Source organism: Pseudomonas sp. SDO5522_S412 (assembly GCF_054071215.1).
The window spans coordinates 15,027-32,347 of record NZ_JBSVWQ010000060.1 but is presented as its reverse complement, the minus strand read 5'-3'; the positions used below and the strand labels follow the sequence as shown (position 1 = coordinate 32,347).

The 17,321-nt window shown below is 58.8% G+C and carries 16 protein-coding genes, 1 tRNA gene and 1 pseudogene; 10 read left to right on the top strand and 8 right to left on the bottom strand.

The window, feature by feature from the left end; all coding sequences use genetic code 11:
- Nucleotides 1-171 precede the first annotated feature (171 nt).
- The 5 genes from uca to ACW9I6_RS15170 all read left to right on the top strand — a co-directional run bounded on the left by uca (nucleotide 172) and on the right by ACW9I6_RS15170 (nucleotide 6,192).
- Complete coding sequence (gene uca / locus ACW9I6_RS15190; protein ID WP_457339500.1) at nucleotides 172-3,813, top strand: urea carboxylase; 3,642 nt, start codon at nucleotides 172-174, stop codon at nucleotides 3,811-3,813.
- A 73-nt stretch (nucleotides 3,814-3,886) separates the two neighbouring features.
- Nucleotides 3,887-4,099, top strand: coding sequence for a cysteine-rich CWC family protein (locus tag ACW9I6_RS15185; RefSeq protein ID WP_008437822.1), 213 nt, complete (start codon nucleotides 3,887-3,889; stop codon nucleotides 4,097-4,099).
- A complete protein-coding gene (locus tag ACW9I6_RS15180; protein ID WP_003212044.1) occupies nucleotides 4,099-4,791 on the top strand; it encodes a pseudouridine synthase in 693 nt (230 codons plus the stop codon). The genes ACW9I6_RS15185 and ACW9I6_RS15180 overlap by 1 nt, the downstream gene beginning before the upstream one ends.
- Before the next feature lie 305 nt (nucleotides 4,792-5,096).
- Nucleotides 5,097-5,981: an alpha/beta fold hydrolase gene (locus ACW9I6_RS15175; protein WP_003212046.1), complete on the top strand. Its 885-nt coding sequence runs from the start codon at nucleotides 5,097-5,099 to the stop codon at nucleotides 5,979-5,981.
- A 137-nt stretch (nucleotides 5,982-6,118) separates the two neighbouring features.
- Nucleotides 6,119-6,192 (top strand) — tRNA-Gly (locus ACW9I6_RS15170).
- A gap of 115 nt (nucleotides 6,193-6,307) precedes the next feature.
- Here ACW9I6_RS15170 and ACW9I6_RS15165 read toward each other — a convergent pair.
- The 4 genes from ACW9I6_RS15165 to ACW9I6_RS15150 form a co-directional block, all read right to left on the bottom strand.
- A complete protein-coding gene (locus ACW9I6_RS15165) occupies nucleotides 6,308-8,083 on the bottom strand; it encodes an amidohydrolase (RefSeq protein ID WP_457339499.1) in 1,776 nt (591 codons plus the stop codon).
- 24 nt (nucleotides 8,084-8,107) lie between these two features.
- Nucleotides 8,108-9,031 carry a lysine exporter LysO family protein gene (locus ACW9I6_RS15160; RefSeq protein WP_043225584.1) on the bottom strand — a complete coding sequence of 308 codons (924 nt, stop codon included), beginning with the start codon at nucleotides 9,029-9,031 and terminating at the stop codon, nucleotides 8,108-8,110.
- Nucleotides 9,028-9,801: a 2OG-Fe dioxygenase family protein gene (locus tag ACW9I6_RS15155; RefSeq protein WP_457339498.1), complete on the bottom strand. Its 774-nt coding sequence runs from the start codon at nucleotides 9,799-9,801 to the stop codon at nucleotides 9,028-9,030. The genes ACW9I6_RS15160 and ACW9I6_RS15155 overlap by 4 nt, the downstream gene beginning before the upstream one ends.
- A 222-nt stretch (nucleotides 9,802-10,023) precedes the next feature.
- A complete protein-coding gene (locus tag ACW9I6_RS15150; protein WP_177008972.1) occupies nucleotides 10,024-10,830 on the bottom strand; it encodes a polysaccharide lyase family 7 protein in 807 nt (268 codons plus the stop codon).
- 574 nt (nucleotides 10,831-11,404) lie between these two features.
- On the opposite strand from ACW9I6_RS15150, the gene ACW9I6_RS15145 reads away from it, so the two are divergent.
- Nucleotides 11,405-11,686: a BrnT family toxin gene (locus tag ACW9I6_RS15145; RefSeq protein WP_457339502.1), complete on the top strand. Its 282-nt coding sequence runs from the start codon at nucleotides 11,405-11,407 to the stop codon at nucleotides 11,684-11,686.
- 3 nt (nucleotides 11,687-11,689) lie between these two features.
- On the top strand, nucleotides 11,690-12,040 hold the full coding sequence (locus ACW9I6_RS15140; RefSeq protein ID WP_008437812.1) for a BrnA antitoxin family protein: 351 nt from the start codon (nucleotides 11,690-11,692) through the stop codon (nucleotides 12,038-12,040).
- A gap of 49 nt (nucleotides 12,041-12,089) precedes the next feature.
- Here the strand turns inward: ACW9I6_RS15140 and ACW9I6_RS15135 are convergent.
- Both ACW9I6_RS15135 and ACW9I6_RS15130 read right to left on the bottom strand, forming a co-directional pair.
- Nucleotides 12,090-12,331 (bottom strand): annotated as a pseudogene (locus ACW9I6_RS15135) (GNAT family N-acetyltransferase); the annotation flags it as partial.
- Nucleotides 12,332-12,364: 33 nt separating this feature from the next.
- Complete coding sequence (locus ACW9I6_RS15130) at nucleotides 12,365-13,255, bottom strand: SDR family oxidoreductase (RefSeq protein WP_008437811.1); 891 nt, start codon at nucleotides 13,253-13,255, stop codon at nucleotides 12,365-12,367.
- Nucleotides 13,256-13,350: 95 nt separating this feature from the next.
- On the opposite strand from ACW9I6_RS15130, the gene ACW9I6_RS15125 reads away from it, so the two are divergent.
- The 3 genes from ACW9I6_RS15125 to ACW9I6_RS15115 all read left to right on the top strand — a co-directional run bounded on the left by ACW9I6_RS15125 (nucleotide 13,351) and on the right by ACW9I6_RS15115 (nucleotide 14,916).
- Nucleotides 13,351-14,217, top strand: coding sequence for a helix-turn-helix transcriptional regulator (locus tag ACW9I6_RS15125; RefSeq protein WP_003212061.1), 867 nt, complete (start codon nucleotides 13,351-13,353; stop codon nucleotides 14,215-14,217).
- 94 nt (nucleotides 14,218-14,311) lie between these two features.
- On the top strand, nucleotides 14,312-14,605 hold the full coding sequence (locus ACW9I6_RS15120) for a type II toxin-antitoxin system RelE/ParE family toxin (protein WP_003212063.1): 294 nt from the start codon (nucleotides 14,312-14,314) through the stop codon (nucleotides 14,603-14,605).
- Nucleotides 14,606-14,607: 2 nt separating this feature from the next.
- The gene (locus ACW9I6_RS15115) at nucleotides 14,608-14,916 is read left to right on the top strand and encodes an addiction module antidote protein (protein WP_003212064.1); all 309 of its coding nucleotides are present in this window, start codon (nucleotides 14,608-14,610) and stop codon (nucleotides 14,914-14,916) included.
- On the opposite strand, the gene ACW9I6_RS15110 is transcribed toward ACW9I6_RS15115, so the two are convergent.
- Both ACW9I6_RS15110 and ACW9I6_RS15105 read right to left on the bottom strand, forming a co-directional pair.
- On the bottom strand, nucleotides 14,909-16,099 hold the full coding sequence (locus tag ACW9I6_RS15110) for an MFS transporter (RefSeq protein ID WP_003212066.1): 1,191 nt from the start codon (nucleotides 16,097-16,099) through the stop codon (nucleotides 14,909-14,911). The two genes, ACW9I6_RS15115 and ACW9I6_RS15110, sit on opposite strands and share 8 nt — an antisense overlap.
- Entirely contained in the window at nucleotides 16,096-17,259 is a 1,164-nt protein-coding gene (locus ACW9I6_RS15105) for an MFS transporter (RefSeq protein ID WP_003212068.1), read from the bottom strand. Before ACW9I6_RS15105 ends, ACW9I6_RS15110 begins: the two co-directional genes overlap by 4 nt.
- Nucleotides 17,260-17,321 lie beyond the last annotated feature (62 nt).

Genomic DNA, 17,321 nt, shown 5'->3' with positions numbered 1-17,321 from the left:
AGGCGACTGATGTATTGACTGAACCACCGCATTCGCGAGCAAGCCCGCTCCCACACTCCACCTCCCACACTGACTGCATGCGCTGCGGACGACCGCAGCGCCATCCACATTTGCGGGACGGCCCGCATCCCAGGACAAGGCCGAGCACTCATCGGCCTGCGGGGTTTTGCCATGTTCGAAAAACTGTTGATCGCCAACCGTGGCGCCATCGCCTGCCGCATCCTGCGCACCTTGCGTGAGCTTTCGGTCAAGGGCGTGGCGGTGTATTCCGAAGCCGATGCCGCGAGCCTGCATATCCAGCAAGCGGATGAGGCCTACAGCCTGGGCGAAGGCGCGGCGGCCGGCACCTATTTGTCGGTGGAGAAAATCCTCGCCACGGCCAAGGCGTGTGGCGCCACCGCGATTCATCCCGGCTATGGCTTTCTATCGGAAAACGCCGCCTTCGCCGAAGCCTGCGAAACAGCAGGCATCGCCTTCGTCGGCCCGACGCCGGAACAGCTGCGGGTATTCGGCCTCAAGCACACCGCGCGCGCGTTGGCCAGGCAGCACAACATCCCGCTGCTCGAAGGCACCGAGCTGCTCAACAGCCTCGACGCCGCACTACTGGCCGGGGAAACCGTGGGCTATCCGATCATGCTTAAAAGCACCGCCGGTGGTGGCGGGATCGGCATGCGCGTGTGCCAAAGCGCCGATGAATTGCGCGACTGTTTCGAGGCGGTGAAACGCCTGGGCCAGAACAATTTCAGCGATGCCGGTGTGTTTATCGAGAAGTACATCCAGCACGCCCGGCACCTGGAAGTGCAGGTGTTTGGTGACGGCTGCGGCGAGGTGATCGCCCTCGGCGTGCGCGACTGTTCGGTGCAGCGGCGCAACCAGAAAGTGCTTGAAGAAACCCCGGCGCCGAACCTGCCCGACGGCATGGCGGATGAGCTGTGCCGTGCCGCCATCACCCTGGCCAAGGCAGTGAATTACCGCAGCGCCGGCACCGTGGAATTTATCTTTGATAGCGCCGATGGCCGCTTCTATTTTCTGGAAGTGAACACCCGGTTGCAGGTGGAACATGGCGTCACCGAGCAAGTGTGGGGCGTGGACCTGGTGCGCTGGATGGTGCAATTGGCCGCCGGGGAAATGCCGCCATTGCGGGAACTGCAACTGAAGCCTCACGGCCACGCGATTCAGGCACGCCTGTACGCCGAAGATCCGGGCCGGGAGTTTCAGCCAAGCCCGGGGCTTTTGACGTATGTGGACTTCCCGGTCGCTGAAGGCCTGCGCATCGACACGTGGGTGGAGGCCGGTTGCGAGATTCCGCCCTACTTCGACCCGATGATCGCCAAGCTCATCACCTGGGCGCCGACCCGCGAACAGGCACGCCTGGATTTGCATCAAGCCCTGAGCAACAGCCAACTGTACGGCGTGGAAACCAACCGCGATTATCTGCGCCAGATTCTGCTCGCTACACCGTTCGCCAGTGGCCATCCGTGGACGCGCTGCCTTGAAGATTTGGTGTACCACGCCAACACGTTTGAAGTGCTCAGCGCCGGCACGCAAACCAGTGTGCAGGACTATCCGGGGCGCCTCGGTTACTGGGCCGTAGGCGTGCCGCCGTCGGGGCCGATGGACAGTCGCGCGCTGCGCCTGGGCAATCGCCTGCTGGGCAATGCCGAGGGCACCGCTGCGCTGGAAATCACCATGAGCGGGCCGTTGCTGCGCTTCAATTGTGCGGCGGTGGTGGCGGTGACGGGTGCAGACATTGTGCTGCGCTTGAATGATGAAGCGGTACCGATGAACACCGCGTTGCTGATCCCGGCGGGCGCAACCTTGAACCTGGGCACCATCGCCGGGGCCGGTGCTCGCAGCTACCTTTGCGTGCGCGGCGGGCTGCAGGTTCCGGATTATCTGGGAAGCAAAAGTACCTTCACCCTTGGCCAGTTTGGTGGGCATGGCGGGCGGGCTTTGCGGGCGGGTGATGTGTTGCACTTACTGCCGTTGGAGGATCTCAGTTGCGGCAATACGCTAGTGCCTGAACCGCTTGGCGAGGTGCGAACACTGCGGGTGATCTACGGCCCCCACGGCGCGCCGGAATACTTCAAGCCCGAGTACATCGAGACGTTCTTTGCCACCCAGTGGGAAGTGCATTTCAACTCCAGCCGCACGGGTGTGAGGTTGATCGGGCCGAAGCCTCTGTGGGCGCGTACGGATGGCGGTGAGGCGGGGTTGCATCCGTCGAATATTCACGACAATCCCTATGCGATCGGTGCGGTGGATTTTACCGGGGACATGCCGGTGATCCTCGGTCCCGATGGCCCGAGCCTGGGTGGGTTTGTATGCCCGGTGACAGTGATCGAGGCGGACTTGTGGCGGCTGGGCCAGCTCAAGGCGGGTGACAAAATCTGCTTCACCCCCGTCGATATCAAGACCGCCCGAGACCTCGCCTTGAAATGGGATCGTTCCCACGCTCTGCGTGGGAATGCCGCCTGGGACGCTCCGCGTCCCGCTGTCGACGCAATGACGCAGAGCGTCACAGTATGCATTCCCACGCAGAGCGTGGGAATGATCAGGTCGCCTGTTGTTCTGGACATCGGCCAGGCCGACACCCGCCTGGTCGCCCGCCTCGCCGGCGACACCCACCTGCTCCTGGAAATCGGCGCTCCGGAACTCGACCTGGTGCTGCGCTTTCGCGCCCACGCCCTGATGCAAGCCCTCGAAGCACAAGCCCTGCACGGCGTCATCGACCTGACACCCGGCATCCGCTCCCTGCAAATCCACTACCAGCCCGAACAACTTACCCTCGCCGACCTCCTGGCGCTGATCACCGCCGAATGGCACGCCGTCTGCGCCAGCCAAAACCTGCAAGTGCCGTCGCGCATCGTCCACCTGCCACTGTCCTGGGACGACCCGGCCTGCCAACTGGCGATCGAAAAATACATGACCACCGTGCGCAAGGATGCCCCGTGGTGCCCGAGCAACCTGGAGTTCATCCGCCGCATCAACGACCTGGCCAACCTCGACGAAGTGCGCCACACCGTGTTCGATGCCAGCTACCTGGTGATGGGCCTGGGCGACGTCTACCTCGGCGCGCCCGTGGCCACGCCGCTGGACCCGCGTCACCGCCTGGTCACCACCAAGTACAACCCGGCACGCACCTGGACCGCCGAAAACTCCGTGGGCATCGGTGGCGCCTACCTGTGCGTGTACGGCATGGAAGGCCCCGGCGGTTATCAGTTCGTCGGGCGTACCTTGCAGATGTGGAACCGCTACCGGGAAGTCGCCGCGTTCGATGGCAAACCGTGGTTGCTGCGCTTCTTCGACCAGATCCGCTTTTACCCGGTGAGCGCCGATGAGCTGGTGCAGATACGCCGGGATTTCCCCCTTGGGCGGTTTGAACTGAGCATCGAACACAGCCAGTTGAACCTGACGGATTACCAGGCCTTTCTCGCGCAGGAAGCCGAAAGCATCGGCGCGTTTCGCGGGCAACAGCAGCGCGCGTTCAACGCCGAACGCGAACGCTGGATCGCCAGCGGCCAGGCGCATTTCGACAGCGAGGAACTCGCCGCACCACAGGGCGCAGACACGCCCTTGCAGGCCAACGAATACAGCATCGACAGCCACATCGCCGGCAATCTCTGGCAAGTGCAGGTCAGCGCTGGCGAACGCGTGGCGGCGGGAGATGTGCTGGTGATCCTGGAGTCGATGAAAATGGAAATCCCGGTAGTCGCACCGTTCGCCGGTACCGTGCGGGAAATTCCGGTGCAGCCCGGCAGCGGCATTGGCGCAGGCCAACGGGTGGTGGTGCTGGAGCGTGATTTGCAATAACGCGGCGGGGCTGTATCGTGCAAGGCACACCGGGTTTCACCGGGACCTTGTCCGATACAGCCTGAACCGACCGATGACCACGCCAACCCTCTGCCCCGCCTGCGGCGCCCGCAACGATTGCGTCCTGGCCGACCCGCGCACTGCCGACCAGGCGTGCTGGTGCTATTCCGTCAGCATCGACCCCGCAGTGCTCGAAGCCTTGCCGGCGGAACTGCGCAATAAAGCCTGCCTGTGCCCGCGTTGTGCTCAGGTGGACGAACAACTGCGCGGCAACGAGCGGTCGTAATGCGCGTAGATCGTTTCCTCAGCAACCTGCCCCGTTTCAACCGTAAACAGGTTCGCCTGTTGCTGGTGGAGCGGCGGATCAGCGTCGACGGCCAGGCCACCAGCGATCCGCACCACCCGGTAAGCGAGTTCAGCCGTGTGTTGCTGGATGACGAAGTGCTGCAAGCCGGCAAACCCGCGCGTTACTTCATGCTGCACAAACCCCAGGGCTGCGTCAGCGCCACGTCCGACCCGCAACACCCCACGGTGCTCGACCTGCTGGATGAACCTGACAAGCACGAGCTGCACATCGCCGGTCGTCTGGATTTCAACACCACCGGCCTGATGCTGATCACCAACGATGGCCAGTGGTCGCGCCGCCTGACCCAGCCGCAAACCAAACTGCCCAAGGTCTACTACGTCGAGACCGAGCAGGACATCGGCCCGCAATACGCGGCCACCTTCGCCGCCGGCCTGTACTTCGCCTTTGAAGACCTCACCACCCAACCGGCGGAACTGGAACTATTGGGCCCCAGAACGGCGCGCCTGAGCATCATTGAAGGGCGTTATCACCAGGTGAAGCGCATGTTCGGGCACTTCGACAACAAAGTGATACGCCTGCACCGCGAACGCATGGGACCGCTGGAGTTGGACGCAGCCCTTGCGCCAGGCCATTACCGGGCGCTTACAGAGGCTGAAATCCAACAGGTCTGATGACCGTTCAGCCGATGATGGCAAAAACCCACGCCATCGACTGGCGAACTGGCATCCCTGATGCTTGAATCAACCCAGCCAGCCGCAATCTGACTGGCGAGTCACCCCTACCTACAAGAAACACTTTGCCCGTCCGCACGCTTGACCTGCGGGCCTCTCACGGCAAATTGCCCGCCATAACAACACCCGTCGGCCAGCCAGTACCGGATCGACATGGGCCCTCACTTCCAGGCGTATGCCTACCTGTCACAAAGCTCGTGCAGAGTGATCTGCGCGCATTACCCGCTTGCCAGGAGTCTTACGACATGAGGCCAGAAATCGCTGTGCTGGATATACAGGGTCAGTATCGGGTTTACACGGAGTTCTATCGCGCGGACGCAGCAGCCAAGACCATCATCCTGGTCAACGGCTCAATGGCCACCACTGCGTCTTTCGCCCAGACCGTGAAAAGCCTGCACCCGACGTTCAACGTGGTTTTGTATGACCAGCCCTACGCTGGCCGCTCCAAAATCCACAACCGCCACGAGCATATGCTGACGAAAGAAGTCGAGGGCCAGATCCTTCTGGAACTCATCGACCACTTCGCCGCCGAACACGTGCTGTCCTTTTCCTGGGGCGGCGCCGCGACCCTCGTCGCCCTCGCCCACCGCCCGCGCCGTGTGGAAAAGGCCGTGATCAGCTCGTTCTCCCCGGTGATCAACGCCCCGATGCGCGACTACCTGGAGCGCGGTGTCGACTACCTCGGCAACCTCGACCGCGACCGCGTGGGCCACCTGGTCAACAGCACCATCGGCAAACACCTGCCGTCGCTGTTCAAACGCTTCAATCACAAACACGTGAGCAGCCTGGCCGAGCACGAGTATGGGCAGATGCACTTTCACATCAGCCACGTGCTCAACAGCGACCGGCTGTGCTACCTCAAGGCCGCTAAACAGATTGATATACCGGTGTTGTTCTTGAACGGCGAATGGGACGAGTACACCAGTGCCCAGGATGCCAAGCTGTTTGGGCAACATATTGCGAAAAGCAGCTTCGGCACGATTCAGGCAACCGGGCACTTTCTGGATATGGAGCACAAGGCCGCGTGCCGGGATAGCCGGGAGGCGTTGATGGGCTTTTTGAGACCGGAGCAGCAGCCAAGCCGGTTGCGGTACCACGCGTCACAGCCACAGCATGCGTTTGCCGTATGAGCGGTGGGGTTGTGGGCGGGCCGGATTTCCCAGGGGGGCCGCCTGCCCACGATCGACCGTTGGCACGTAAAACACAGAATTTTCGAAGAAAAACTTCAAATCCGCGAGCACATCTGGTACAAAGTCAGCCGCTCTGAGCGGGTATAGTTTAGTGGTAGAACGAAAGCTTCCCAAGCTTTAGATGAGGGTTCGATTCCCTCTACCCGCTCCACTCAGATTTTGCTCCTGCGTCAGGCTGGTTTTGACGGGGGATGTGTAAAAAAACCGGTCCTTGGTGTCCGGTTTTTTTATGGGTGGGATTTGGAAATTAAACGGTCGAACCGGGCTCATTCAATCGCCTGATAGACCTTCTTCCCGCCAACCCAAGTCTGCAGGACGCGTGTCCTCCAGATGTCTGCCGGGCTGACGGCAAAAATGTCCTGATCAACCAGGATAAAATCGGCCCACTTTCCGGGCTCAATGCTGCCTTGGGTAGCTTCTTGATGGGCTGCATAAGCTGCATCCAGCGTAAATGCACGGAAAGCCTCGAAGAGGGTCATGGCCTGCTCAGGGTGCCATCCAGCCAAGGGGTTGCCCTCATGATCCGAGCGAGTCACGGCAGCATGTATGCCGTAGAACGGATTGGCAGATTCGACTGGGAAGTCTGACCCTGCCGCAATTTTCGTTCCCTGGTTAAGCAGAGTGCGCCAGGCATAAGCCCCCTTGATCCGTTCGACACCCACCCTGTCCTCAGCCATATTCATGTCGCTGGTAGCATGTGTAGGCTGCATCGATGCAATCAGCCCTAGATCGATAAAGCGCTGTATCTGCGCCACATCAACCACCTGCGCATGCTCGATCCTGTTACGCAAGGCGCGCCCACCGACTGTGGCGTAGGTCTGTTCAAAGCTATCCATGACCTGCTTGATGGCAGCATCACCGATGCCATGCACATTAGCTTGAAAGCCGGCTTTCAGTACCGACTCAATCTTGTGCTTCATCTCCTGCCGGCTTTCAAAAAGCAACCCCTTGTTGGTTGGGTCGTCGGTGTATGGCTCAAACAGCGCCGCACCACGGCTTCCCAAAGCGCCATCGGCATAAAGCTTGACGCTACGAATGGTAAGACGATCATCGCCGTAGCCGATCAAAGGGCCGTCCTGGGACAACACCGCGAAATCATCCCCCGCACCGTTGATCATCGAGTAGGCACGTAACGGAAGCCGGCCGCGATCGGCAAAACCGCGCATCGTCTTGATCATCTGCCTATCAGCACCTGCATCGTGCACAGATGTCAGGCCTTGTGCATTGAGATGCTCCAATGCAGCCTGCAACGCGACCTCTCGCTCCTGCTCGTCAGGCAGCGGAATAATATCCGCGACCAGCCCCATAGCGGCGTCGATAAATACACCTGTCGGGTTACCTTCTGCATCCCGTTCGATACGTCCGCCTTTCGGATCAGGCGTGTCCTTAGTAATACCCGCCAGTTGCATCGCCTTGGTATTAGCCCATCCGGCATGGGCATCCACCCGAATTAGCCACACTGGTCGATCGACAACGACCTTATCAATTTCGGCAGCCGTCGGAAACCGCCCCAACTTCCAGGTAACGTGGTTCCAGCCTGAGCCGGTCAGCCAACGGGCGCCGGGGCGCGCTGCAGCGAATACCCGAAGCCTCTCCTGCGTATCAACCAGTGTTGGAGAGCCCCGTAAAGCAATGCTTCGAAGGGACTCTCCAAGCCATTTGATATGGCCGTGCGCATCGGTCAACCCAGGCAAGAGGGACGCACCCTTACCATCGATGCGCGTCGCCAATGCATGCTTGCCAGCAAGATCGGCCGCCATACCGACGCAAATCACTTTGCCCGACGCATCAAAGGCCAACGCATCAAAACGCATCAGACCGCCTCCACTCACGGTATAACCACGCACATTTTCCATAATCGTTGGCTCCGCCCGGACAGGCCCCGCCAGCGACAGGAACATAGCCACCGGGATCAACGCCTTGGGCTGAGTTTTGATACACATCAGCAGCTGTTCAAACGCGGCAAGCATCGGGCCGAGCGTGAGACTTTTAAATGCTGATGGTTGCAGACTCGGTTTTTCTCCTGAAAATCGTGGAGTCATGATTTCCTCCAGTAAGAGGTCACGTCATGCGGTCAGAAAGAAGGTTATAAAAAAGGGCGCTAACACCGTCAGAATCAAACCACTCATGAGAGCGGTAGGCAGCGTGTCGCAGTGGCAGGTTTGGCGCACGATCGGTAACGTCGAGTCCAGAGCGGTTGCCCCAGCGGCGGCAATACCGACCTTTGGGTGGAAGCCACCGACCAGGTACAGTAAAGCGATCGCGATCAGTTCGCGCCCCAGGTCTGCGAGCAATGCCGTAGCGCCATGAACTTCTCCGGACAGCCCTCCGACCAGGACGCTGGATAGCGTGAACCATCCAAATCCCGTCGAGAGTGCCAGGAGCAAACGGATATCTTCGCCAGTGATGAAATGAACCGCATAGGCTCCCAATATTGAGCCAATGACCACGGCAATCGGAACGCATAGAACGCCCCATGAGATCCAGTCACGACCTAACTTGATGCTCGACAAGTCGAGTCCCACCAAGAAGATCAGTACCATTAACATCACGTTGCTGGGTGGAAGCCACAAGCTTGCAACGGTTGATTCTGCATATGTGAACAACACGCCCAAGGCCACCATCAGCAGCGCAATAAAGCACTCTTTCAGAGGAGCAGCAGCGCCATGCATATCGAAACTGGCAACCCTGCCTGGTTCTCGTCCAGCCCCTCTCAAAGCCGCCAAGCCCAGCAGCAGCATGCAAGGCACCACTGTTGTTGCGACCGCGACAAGCGAAGATGTCTTGAGCACATAGCCAACCGCATCCAGCGAAGAAACCACTTCGCCGAACTCAGTGCCTATCAGAAAAAGTAGCCCCCAAACCAAAGGGCTGATCAGACTGACCAATCGGGCAACAACTTTATCCGGGAGCAAGAGTTTGCTCGATAGATAGCCTATTCCCAACGCAATCAAGATGGGTAATATCGAGCTCAACGCCTGCACCGTCATATCCTCTGAATGGTTGGCGAGAAATCAACCAAAACAATACAACGCTCACAGACTCCGGGAGAGGCGTCGTCAAGTTTCTTGATCGGGCTTATGTAATGCGAAACCTTCGGATCATGAACGACAAAACTATCGAGAGGCTGTGAAAGGGTAAACTCCGCCAAAATCTGACTTGCCCGCGCGTCCTCGAACAGCATGTTTCGGATTTCCGGATGCCCAATAAAATTGATGCCACCCGTCATGTTCGAAGAACGGTAGATCAAGTGCGCAAACGTGAAGGGCTCTCCATCCTGGTGAAAAAAGTTCGGTGAGCTTATACCTGGCTGATCCGAACTCGCGGACGTGAGTTTTACAAAATGCACCCCAAAATAGATAGGAAGGGGCTGGCCAGGATGCTGCCAGAACGTCAGGGAAAAATCTTCATCGATCAGGTCGAGTAGTACGCGATTGTTTTTTACCGCATCACTCAACGCGTGAAAGTAGCGAATATTTGCGTGATCCGGATTGTTACCGCCTTGGTCGTAACCTGCGCGTCCGTGGCCTGCCCCATCTTTGACGATTGGCAACCAGTGGCCTTCATGCGTGTCTTGCCAGAGAAGAATGACTCCGTTGCCATACCGTCGAAACCTGTTTACTCCAGGCGGGGCGTACTCATCCGGCTCTAACTGTTCAAACTCTCGACGTAATTCTGCGAGCTCTTCGACGCAATGAGTCTGGCTCACACGAGGCATGTAATGCAGATATCCATCTTCTGCTAAGGCACTTCGAGGCATGGTCATTCCTCCTTGGTTTGATGCCATCAAACATAGGCAATCACCGTGGAGAACTTCAATGGAGGCGCGAACAACGAGAAGTGTCTTACAACGACGTCGGACGCTAATGGAGCGAGGGGGAACGAATCTTTTTACTCGGCATTACTGACGCAGTACTACGCAGATAGGGTGAAACTGTACGCAGGTTGCTGGGCCGGGGAGTCTCTGAACCGGCGCACACTGCTACTGGTAACCCACATCCAGGGAGGTGTACGCAACAATAGCTGCCCCGCCGTCCTGCTCAGCGGTCTGGTTGTAATTCCCGGCCTTGAAATACAGATTGATGCCCTGCCAACCCGATGGCGGAATATCGAATTCCCGGCTGGCCTGCCTGCCATTCGCCGCAGCCGAAACCAGCAGCACCATGCCACCCTCGGAGCCCTTGACCTCAATCTTGTAATTCAGCTTGTCGTTAAGCTCGAGCCCCTTCAGCAATACTGTCCGTTGCTCCTTCTGCCCATAGCGCGTTTTGGTCCCGGCGATGATCGAGCCACCTTCCCAGCGAAGCTTCAGCAGCTCCGAACCTCCCGCCTTGTCGCCATGTATCTGGGCAAAAATGATCGATTTTGTGCTTGGATTTTGCACCACGTAAAGCTCGCCGGACTGGGTGTTATCAAACACATTACCTGCGGTGAACTCTCTTTTTGCCCGCAGTTCAACCCGGGGATAGTGACTGTTGGGCGTCGCGTTAAGACCCGAGGGTGTGTTGAATACCAGCGCTCCTTCCGGCACGCCTTGATGGCATCCCGATGAGCGATAACAGTTTGTGTAGAAATAGGCATTCTGAAGATTTTCGCCTAGCGCTATTTCTTCTGGCTGACCTTGCGCATTGAAATCCTGAAGAACGTACGCACGGCTCAGGTTGGGCAGGTTGTTGCCTGGGGGTTTTGTGGCATCCAGGGCAAAGGCATTTCCACCGTTTAAAATCACTCCGATGGCCAAGACCGACACCACGCTAAATCCAGCGCCAAACACTTTAAATGCGTGCATCACCGTCACCGATCATTCGTCAAAGCGCCAACTGCAACGCCAGCAATCCGACAGCGATTGGGGGCGTCGAATCAATGTGGGTGAGTTATACGAGCCAGTACACATCTGTTGATCCTCGGTTAGGACCACCTTCCGAAGCTACTAAACAAAGGGTGGCGGCTATACGCGGGTTAGTAGACCGGTTGATCAACGAAACCGGCGCGCCCAAAGGCGCCCCGCGTACAGCCACCATAAAGACCAGACATTCAAACGTCTGAAAAATGGCACAGCCATACGCCGTTGATCAAATCGGGCTACTAAACCCGACCGCTGATGGGCAGCGGCTGACGAACCTTAAAGACGTCGCCCAAGGCGTACAACCGGGACGATTCTGATGGTTGTGTAGGCAAAGCCGCAAGATCTCTCTTCCAGATAGCTGCGCTCAACAATCCCCCCCTTGGTTCCTCACCTTCCCTACACACTAAGCATCCCCCTCATACCGGGCGCATCAGCGTCGACCGACGGAAATCCGTCATCCCTTCCCTCAAGATTCATCCCCCAATCAATCGCTTTTCATACATATAAAATATGCATAATTAAAACCTTCAGAATCCAGCATGACTACACCAAGAACACACTGAATCAGCTAAAGCACAGAGGTGTAAGCCTGGCCGATGCTGAACCGGTATTTCACGACGCTAAAGCATTGATGATAGAAGACCGCGACCACGATGAAGAACACTGGGTAGTCGTGGGCAAAGATGCAAAGGATCGAATATTGGTGGTGGCCTACACCTACCGTGATCCGAATTTCGTACGCATCATCAGTGCAAGGCTCGCATCCAAAAGTGAACGACGCCAGTATCTGGAGGTTTGAACCATGAAAGACGAATACGATTTCAGCTCAGGGAAGCGCGGTGCTATTGCAGGCAACAAAGGCAAGACACGCATCACCATCATGCTGGATGACGTCGTGATCGATGCAGCACGCACATGCGCCGAAAACGCCGGTACGGGCTATCAGACGGTGATCAATAACATTCTGCGCCAGGCTCTGGTCTCCCAGGATGCACATAACCTAGTAACCGCCCCGAAAAAGCGGGCGAAAACCTTGCCTGTCATCAATGACAGGATCAACGCATCCGATGTGGAAGCCTTGGAACAGCAACTGCTTGCTGTCGCGGGGGAGTTGCATCGTGTGTTAGGAGCACACAACTCCGGCAAACACTAAGCCAGGCCTCAAGCGTGGTGTTTCACAATGATCAAACGGCCCGTCTCATTCACCGAATACGTTTGAAATAAACCAGCTCCGGATCATCCTCATTCGGGTTCTCGATAACCCCGCTTGGAAAAAACCAGCCTTGGCGATGAGTCTCTGGGAAGCGACGTTGGACGTATTTGCCGAGGTAAAAAGCTTCATCGTCTTGCAGGCGGTCTCAGACGCAGCAAGCAGCCGAAGCGCTATTCCTTGACGTTGGAATGCTGGAGAAACAACGACTAATGAAACAAACCCGTTCTCGAAAACATTAGTAATCTGCCCTCCAGCAATTCGACCTTAAAAGCCCTCCAACTGCGCAAGATCCGCAAGCAACCCCGGCCCCACCGGTTCCCATCCCAACTTCTTGCGCGTGATCGCACTGGATGCAGGCATATCGTGAGCGGTAAACCTTGCCAACCAACCAAAAAACCCCTGAGCCTCTTGCGCCGAAATGGATTTAACCGGCAACCCTAGCCGCGTCCCCAACACCTCGGCAATCTCCCTTTGCGACACACCCTCCTCCGCCACCGCGTGATACCTCGTGCCCGGCTCGGCCTTTTCAATCGCCAGCCTGTAGAGCCGAGCCACATCCAGAATATGTGCCGCCGGCCAACGGTTTTTCCCGTCGGCGATGTAAGCGCAAACGCCCTTCTCGCGATACAACTCGATCACCGGGCTAACCAGCCCCTGCCTGACGGTGTCGTGTACTTGAGGCAAACGCATCACCGACACATTCACCCCCGTCGCGGCTACAGCGTTAGCCGCTTCTTCCGACGCTGCACGAGGAATTTGCGCTGAGGTAACCACCGCACCATCCTCCGTCGCCAACTGCCCCGGCACGGTGCTCGCAATTCCGACACCGGAGGTAATGATCAGCGGTCGATCCGACCCGGCAAGTGCCTCTCCCAGCGCCTGGATAACCCGGCGGTCGTCCTCGCAGTTCGCGACGAATTTCGAGAAGTCGTGATTGAACGCCAGGTGAATCACGCCATCCGCCTGGGCAACACCAGACTTGAGGCTTCCCAGGTCCTCAAGCGACCCACGATGTACCTGAGCCCCGGCGGCCTCCAGCGCTGCCACCTTGTCATCCGAGCGGCACAACCCCAGCACCTGATGGCCCGCCGCGATCAGTTCCTTGACGACAGCCGACCCGATAAATCCGCTGGCACCCGTTATAAATATGCGCATGAACCGTATCTCCGTGTGTATTCAGAGACTAATCTGTGCGCTTGCCCTATACGGGTAAAGTAGTGAAGTTATCAGGGTATAGAGGCTAACAGGCTATGAGCGCAAACCAGTTGGGCAGCTATCTGAAAGACCGACGTACCCGGCTTGATCCGGCGGCATTCGGCTTCTCATCGGCACGACGGCGTACGCCAGGTTTGCGCCGCGAAGAGGTGGCCCAACGCGCGAACATCAGCCCTACCTGGTACACCTGGCTCGAACAGGGCCGTGGCGGCGCGCCGTCGGTGGAAGTGCTGGAGCGGATTGCCCATGCGCTGATGTTGACCGATATCGAACGCGAGCATCTGTTCCTGCTGGCCTTCGGACGCCCACCCGAAGTGCGCTACCAGCAAAACGAAACGGTGACGCCACGCCTGCAACGGGTACTGGATGCCTTGAACCCCAGCGCCGCGATCCTGCGTACGGCGACCTGGGACGTGGTGGCCTGGAACCAGGCGGCGACGGTCATGTTGATGGACTACGGATCCCAGGCGCCGGAACAGCGAAATATCCTGCGGTTCATGTTCCTTGATCCCAATTCCCGCGCGGCCCAATACGACTGGGAAAGCGTGGCGCGGTTTGTGTTGGGGGCTTTCAGGATTGATACGGCGCGCTCAGGCGCGGCGGAGCAGGTGCAGCCGCTGGTGGATGAACTGTGTCGACGCAGCCCTGAATTTAAGGCGATGTGGAGCGAAAACGATGTTCAGGGCGCCCATGGTGATCGCATCAAGCGGATACGCCATTCGGTGTTGGGGCCGATCGAATTTGAGTATTCGGTGTTTGCGGTCGATGGGCGCAAGGATCTGAATATGGTGGTGTACAACCCGGCGACGCCGGAGGATGCGCAGCGGATCGCATCCTTGATGGATCTGCAAGAGACTTCGACACTGCAATCGCTCGCAACAAGAGACCATTTGAATCCTTAGCCTTACTCACATCATTCTCCTGCGCCTAACCGCGCCGCGCGCACGTGCTCATGCCTATTGCCAGCCAGTATCCATATGGATACAGTGAGAACCCGTGAACTATCATGTCCAGCAAACGCAGACCTTCATTACCTGGCATTCAGCAATACGTGATTTACGCGCAAAAATCGCCATCGCCCGGCGCATCGATTGCGCATCTGCTGGCAATCTGGGCGATATAAAGACGGTAGGCAATGGTGTCTCGGAAATGCGCGTAGATATCGGTCTAGGTTATCGAGTGTATTTCACGCAGCGAGGAAGAACCGTCATCGTCTTGCTGGCCGGTGGCGACAAATCCTCACAAGACGCCGACATCCGGCGAGCAAAAAAACTGGCAAAGGAAGTTTGATCATGAGCCAAACACTGACGACATTTGATATGGCGGCACTGCTCGACAGTGATGAAGCCATCAGCGAATACCTTTCTCAAGTTCTGGCCGACGGCGATAATGAGGAGTTCCTCAGGGCCGTCGGGTACGTGGCCAAAGCTCGCGGGATGGCGCGGGTCGCGACCGATACCGGCATGGGCCGTGAGAGTCTGTACAAGGCATTTGCCCCTGGAGCAAAGCCCCGCTTCGAAACGGTACTCAAGGTGCTTCACGCACTGGGTATCGATCTGCAAGCACAGCCGGGGCATGTCGCCAATCATTCGATTATTTGAGTGAGCAGCCCTGCTGCACCACCCACGCCAACGGCAACGTCAGCAACAACATCCCCGCCAGCACCATCACCGCCACCGGCACGCCCATCAAGTCCCCCAGCCCGCCAAACAGAACCGGCGCCAACGCGCCACCTCCGATGGTGCCGGTGTAGAACACGGCAAACGCCTGCTCTCGTTTACCTGCGCCAGCGAGATCCGGCACCGCGCCGTACAGCACCGAAGAGGTGCCATTCAACGCCAGCCCCAACACCGGCAATATCACCATCAACCCGCTCAACGGCAGGTACACCGCCGCGACGATCAACAGCGCCGTGACGGTTTCCGTCAGCCACACGGTTTTCATCATGCCGATGCGTGCGCCGAGGTAGCCGCAGAGCAATTTGCCGAAGGCGCCGCCGATAAACAGCATGGTCAGCGCGAGACCGATGCCCGCAGTGCCGGCGCCTTTAGCTTTCAGAAGAAAGGGCAGAAACGTGAGAAAGCCCATCCGCACGGCACTGTCGAGTGTGCCCGTGACGATCAGCGCACGCAGACCGCTGACCGAGCCACTTCCGATCAAGGTCTTGGCGGTTTTGCCGGAAGCAGACGCCGCTGCCTGCGTTGGGATCAGCCACCACAGCAACCCCGCCGCAGCCAATCCCAACACTCCAAGAAGCGTGACGCTCGCGCGCCAGCTGATGACGGTCAGCAACAGACCGACCAGCCCGGGAACCAGGGTTTTGCCAATGTCCCCGGAGAAGTTGTATTGAGACAGCGCTTCCTTGACCCCACCACCGCTCTCGTAGGTGTCGGTGATCATCGAAGAAGCCAGCGGATGCTGGGTACTCGCCCCCAGCCCGCCCAACAGCAGCGCCAGCAACAACATGCCCAACCCGGTCGCCTGCCCCACCAACAGATAGGCAACACCGGCAAGCGCCGTGCCGCCCACCAGCATCGGCGTGCGTCCCCAGCGTTTGGCGGCACGACTGGCCATCAACTGAAACACCGCCATCATCCCGGAATAGGCACCGCGCAGCAGGCCGACCTGGGCGTAGGTCATGCCGAACTGCGCTTGCCAGATCGGCAGCAGCACGTAGATCACATCGGTCAGGCCATCGTGAATCGCGTGGGCGCTGCAGCCGGCGATCAACGAGCGGCGACGGGCGGAAGTCTCGGGTACCGGCAGGGCAACGGCATCGCTCATGAGGTCTTGCTCAGTTCAGGTTGGAGGGGCTTCCAGCCCGCCAGGGCGATCAGCAACGACAGTAGCTGGAAACCGATGATCAGCGCCACACACCCCACCCAACCCCAACGCCCCCAGATCAGCGCCGGGACGATGGCGCCGAAGCTGCCGCCCAGGTAATAGCAGGTGAGGTACAGGCCCACGGCGCCGGCCTTGTTGTGGCGAGCGGTGGCGGTGGTGAAGGCGCTGGCGGCGGCCTGGGCGAGGAACACGCCCGTGGAGCTGAGGGCCAGGCCCAATACGACGCACCACAGGGATGGCAGCAAGGTCAGGCCCGAGCCACAAACGCCAAGCACCGCAGCCGCCGTCAGCAGTTCGGATTGCGGGCGGGATTTGCTCAGGCGCCCGGCAACGGGAATGACCACCAGGGCCAGCAGGAACACCATATAGATCGTGCCCAGCGCCGCCGGGCCAAGGTCGAACGGGGCTTGGCTGAGGTAAAGGCCAGCGTAGGTAAACGTCGCCACTTGGGAGAACAGCACGCAAAATCCTACGGCGTAGGCTGCCAGCAGCGGCGTGCCGAGCACGTCGGCCCAGGTGGTTGAAGGTCGTGCGACTCGGGGCGGATTGCCCGGCAGCAGGAACTGGATAAATCCGCCCACCATCAGGCTCAACACTGCCAACAGTTCAAAGGCTTCGCGCCAGCCGACGTACTCGGTCATCACGCCGGTGACGAAGCGCCCGGCAAACCCGCCGAGCACGGTGCCGGCCACGTAGAGGCTGGTGACTTCGGTGACGGTGCCGCCGCGCCAGCGATCACCGATGTAGGCCACGCTGGTGGCGAACACCACGGGGATCAGCATGCCTTCGATAAAGCGCCACACCAGCAGTTCGGCAAAGCTGCTGGCATAGGCAGTCATCAAAGCCGGCAACGCCAGCAACAGCGAGGCCGCCGAGATCACCGTGCGTTGCTCAAAACGCCCGGTCAGGCGGCTGACAAAGGGCGCGGTCAGCGCTACCGCCAAGGTGGTGACGGTAATGCTCCAACCGGCCGCCCTGGCGCTCACTTCAAAGTTGGCGGCAAGGGTCTGCAAAATGCTCTGGGTGGCGTAGAGGTTGAGAAACGCCGCGCAGCCACACAGGAACAGGGCAAGACGGGCACAATGCAGGCGCGGTTTCATGAAACCTCTCGTTTTATTATCTGAGGCCTTTATAGAATGACCCGCACACCCGAGACCAATAC

Excerpts from the sequence above, each read along its gene's own strand:
- ACW9I6_RS15175 (WP_003212046.1), top strand. The coding sequence starts at position 5,097 with ATGAGGCCAGAAATCGCTGTGCTGGATATACAGGGTCAGTATCGGGTT.
- ACW9I6_RS15105 (WP_003212068.1), bottom strand. The coding sequence starts at position 17,259 with ATGAAACCGCGCCTGCATTGTGCCCGTCTTGCCCTGTTCCTGTGTGGC.
- ACW9I6_RS15115 (WP_003212064.1), top strand. The coding sequence starts at position 14,608 with ATGAGCCAAACACTGACGACATTTGATATGGCGGCACTGCTCGACAGT.
- ACW9I6_RS15165 (WP_457339499.1), bottom strand. The coding sequence starts at position 8,083 with ATGACTCCACGATTTTCAGGAGAAAAACCGAGTCTGCAACCATCAGCA.
- ACW9I6_RS15180 (WP_003212044.1), top strand. The coding sequence starts at position 4,099 with ATGCGCGTAGATCGTTTCCTCAGCAACCTGCCCCGTTTCAACCGTAAA.
- ACW9I6_RS15155 (WP_457339498.1), bottom strand. The coding sequence starts at position 9,801 with ATGCCTCGAAGTGCCTTAGCAGAAGATGGATATCTGCATTACATGCCT.
- ACW9I6_RS15140 (WP_008437812.1), top strand. The coding sequence starts at position 11,690 with ATGAAAGACGAATACGATTTCAGCTCAGGGAAGCGCGGTGCTATTGCA.
- ACW9I6_RS15160 (WP_043225584.1), bottom strand. The coding sequence starts at position 9,031 with ATGACGGTGCAGGCGTTGAGCTCGATATTACCCATCTTGATTGCGTTG.
- ACW9I6_RS15185 (WP_008437822.1), top strand. The coding sequence starts at position 3,887 with ATGACCACGCCAACCCTCTGCCCCGCCTGCGGCGCCCGCAACGATTGC.
- ACW9I6_RS15110 (WP_003212066.1), bottom strand. The coding sequence starts at position 16,099 with ATGAGCGATGCCGTTGCCCTGCCGGTACCCGAGACTTCCGCCCGTCGC.
- ACW9I6_RS15130 (WP_008437811.1), bottom strand. The coding sequence starts at position 13,255 with ATGCGCATATTTATAACGGGTGCCAGCGGATTTATCGGGTCGGCTGTC.
- uca (WP_457339500.1), top strand. The coding sequence starts at position 172 with ATGTTCGAAAAACTGTTGATCGCCAACCGTGGCGCCATCGCCTGCCGC.
- ACW9I6_RS15125 (WP_003212061.1), top strand. The coding sequence starts at position 13,351 with ATGAGCGCAAACCAGTTGGGCAGCTATCTGAAAGACCGACGTACCCGG.
- ACW9I6_RS15150 (WP_177008972.1), bottom strand. The coding sequence starts at position 10,830 with ATGCACGCATTTAAAGTGTTTGGCGCTGGATTTAGCGTGGTGTCGGTC.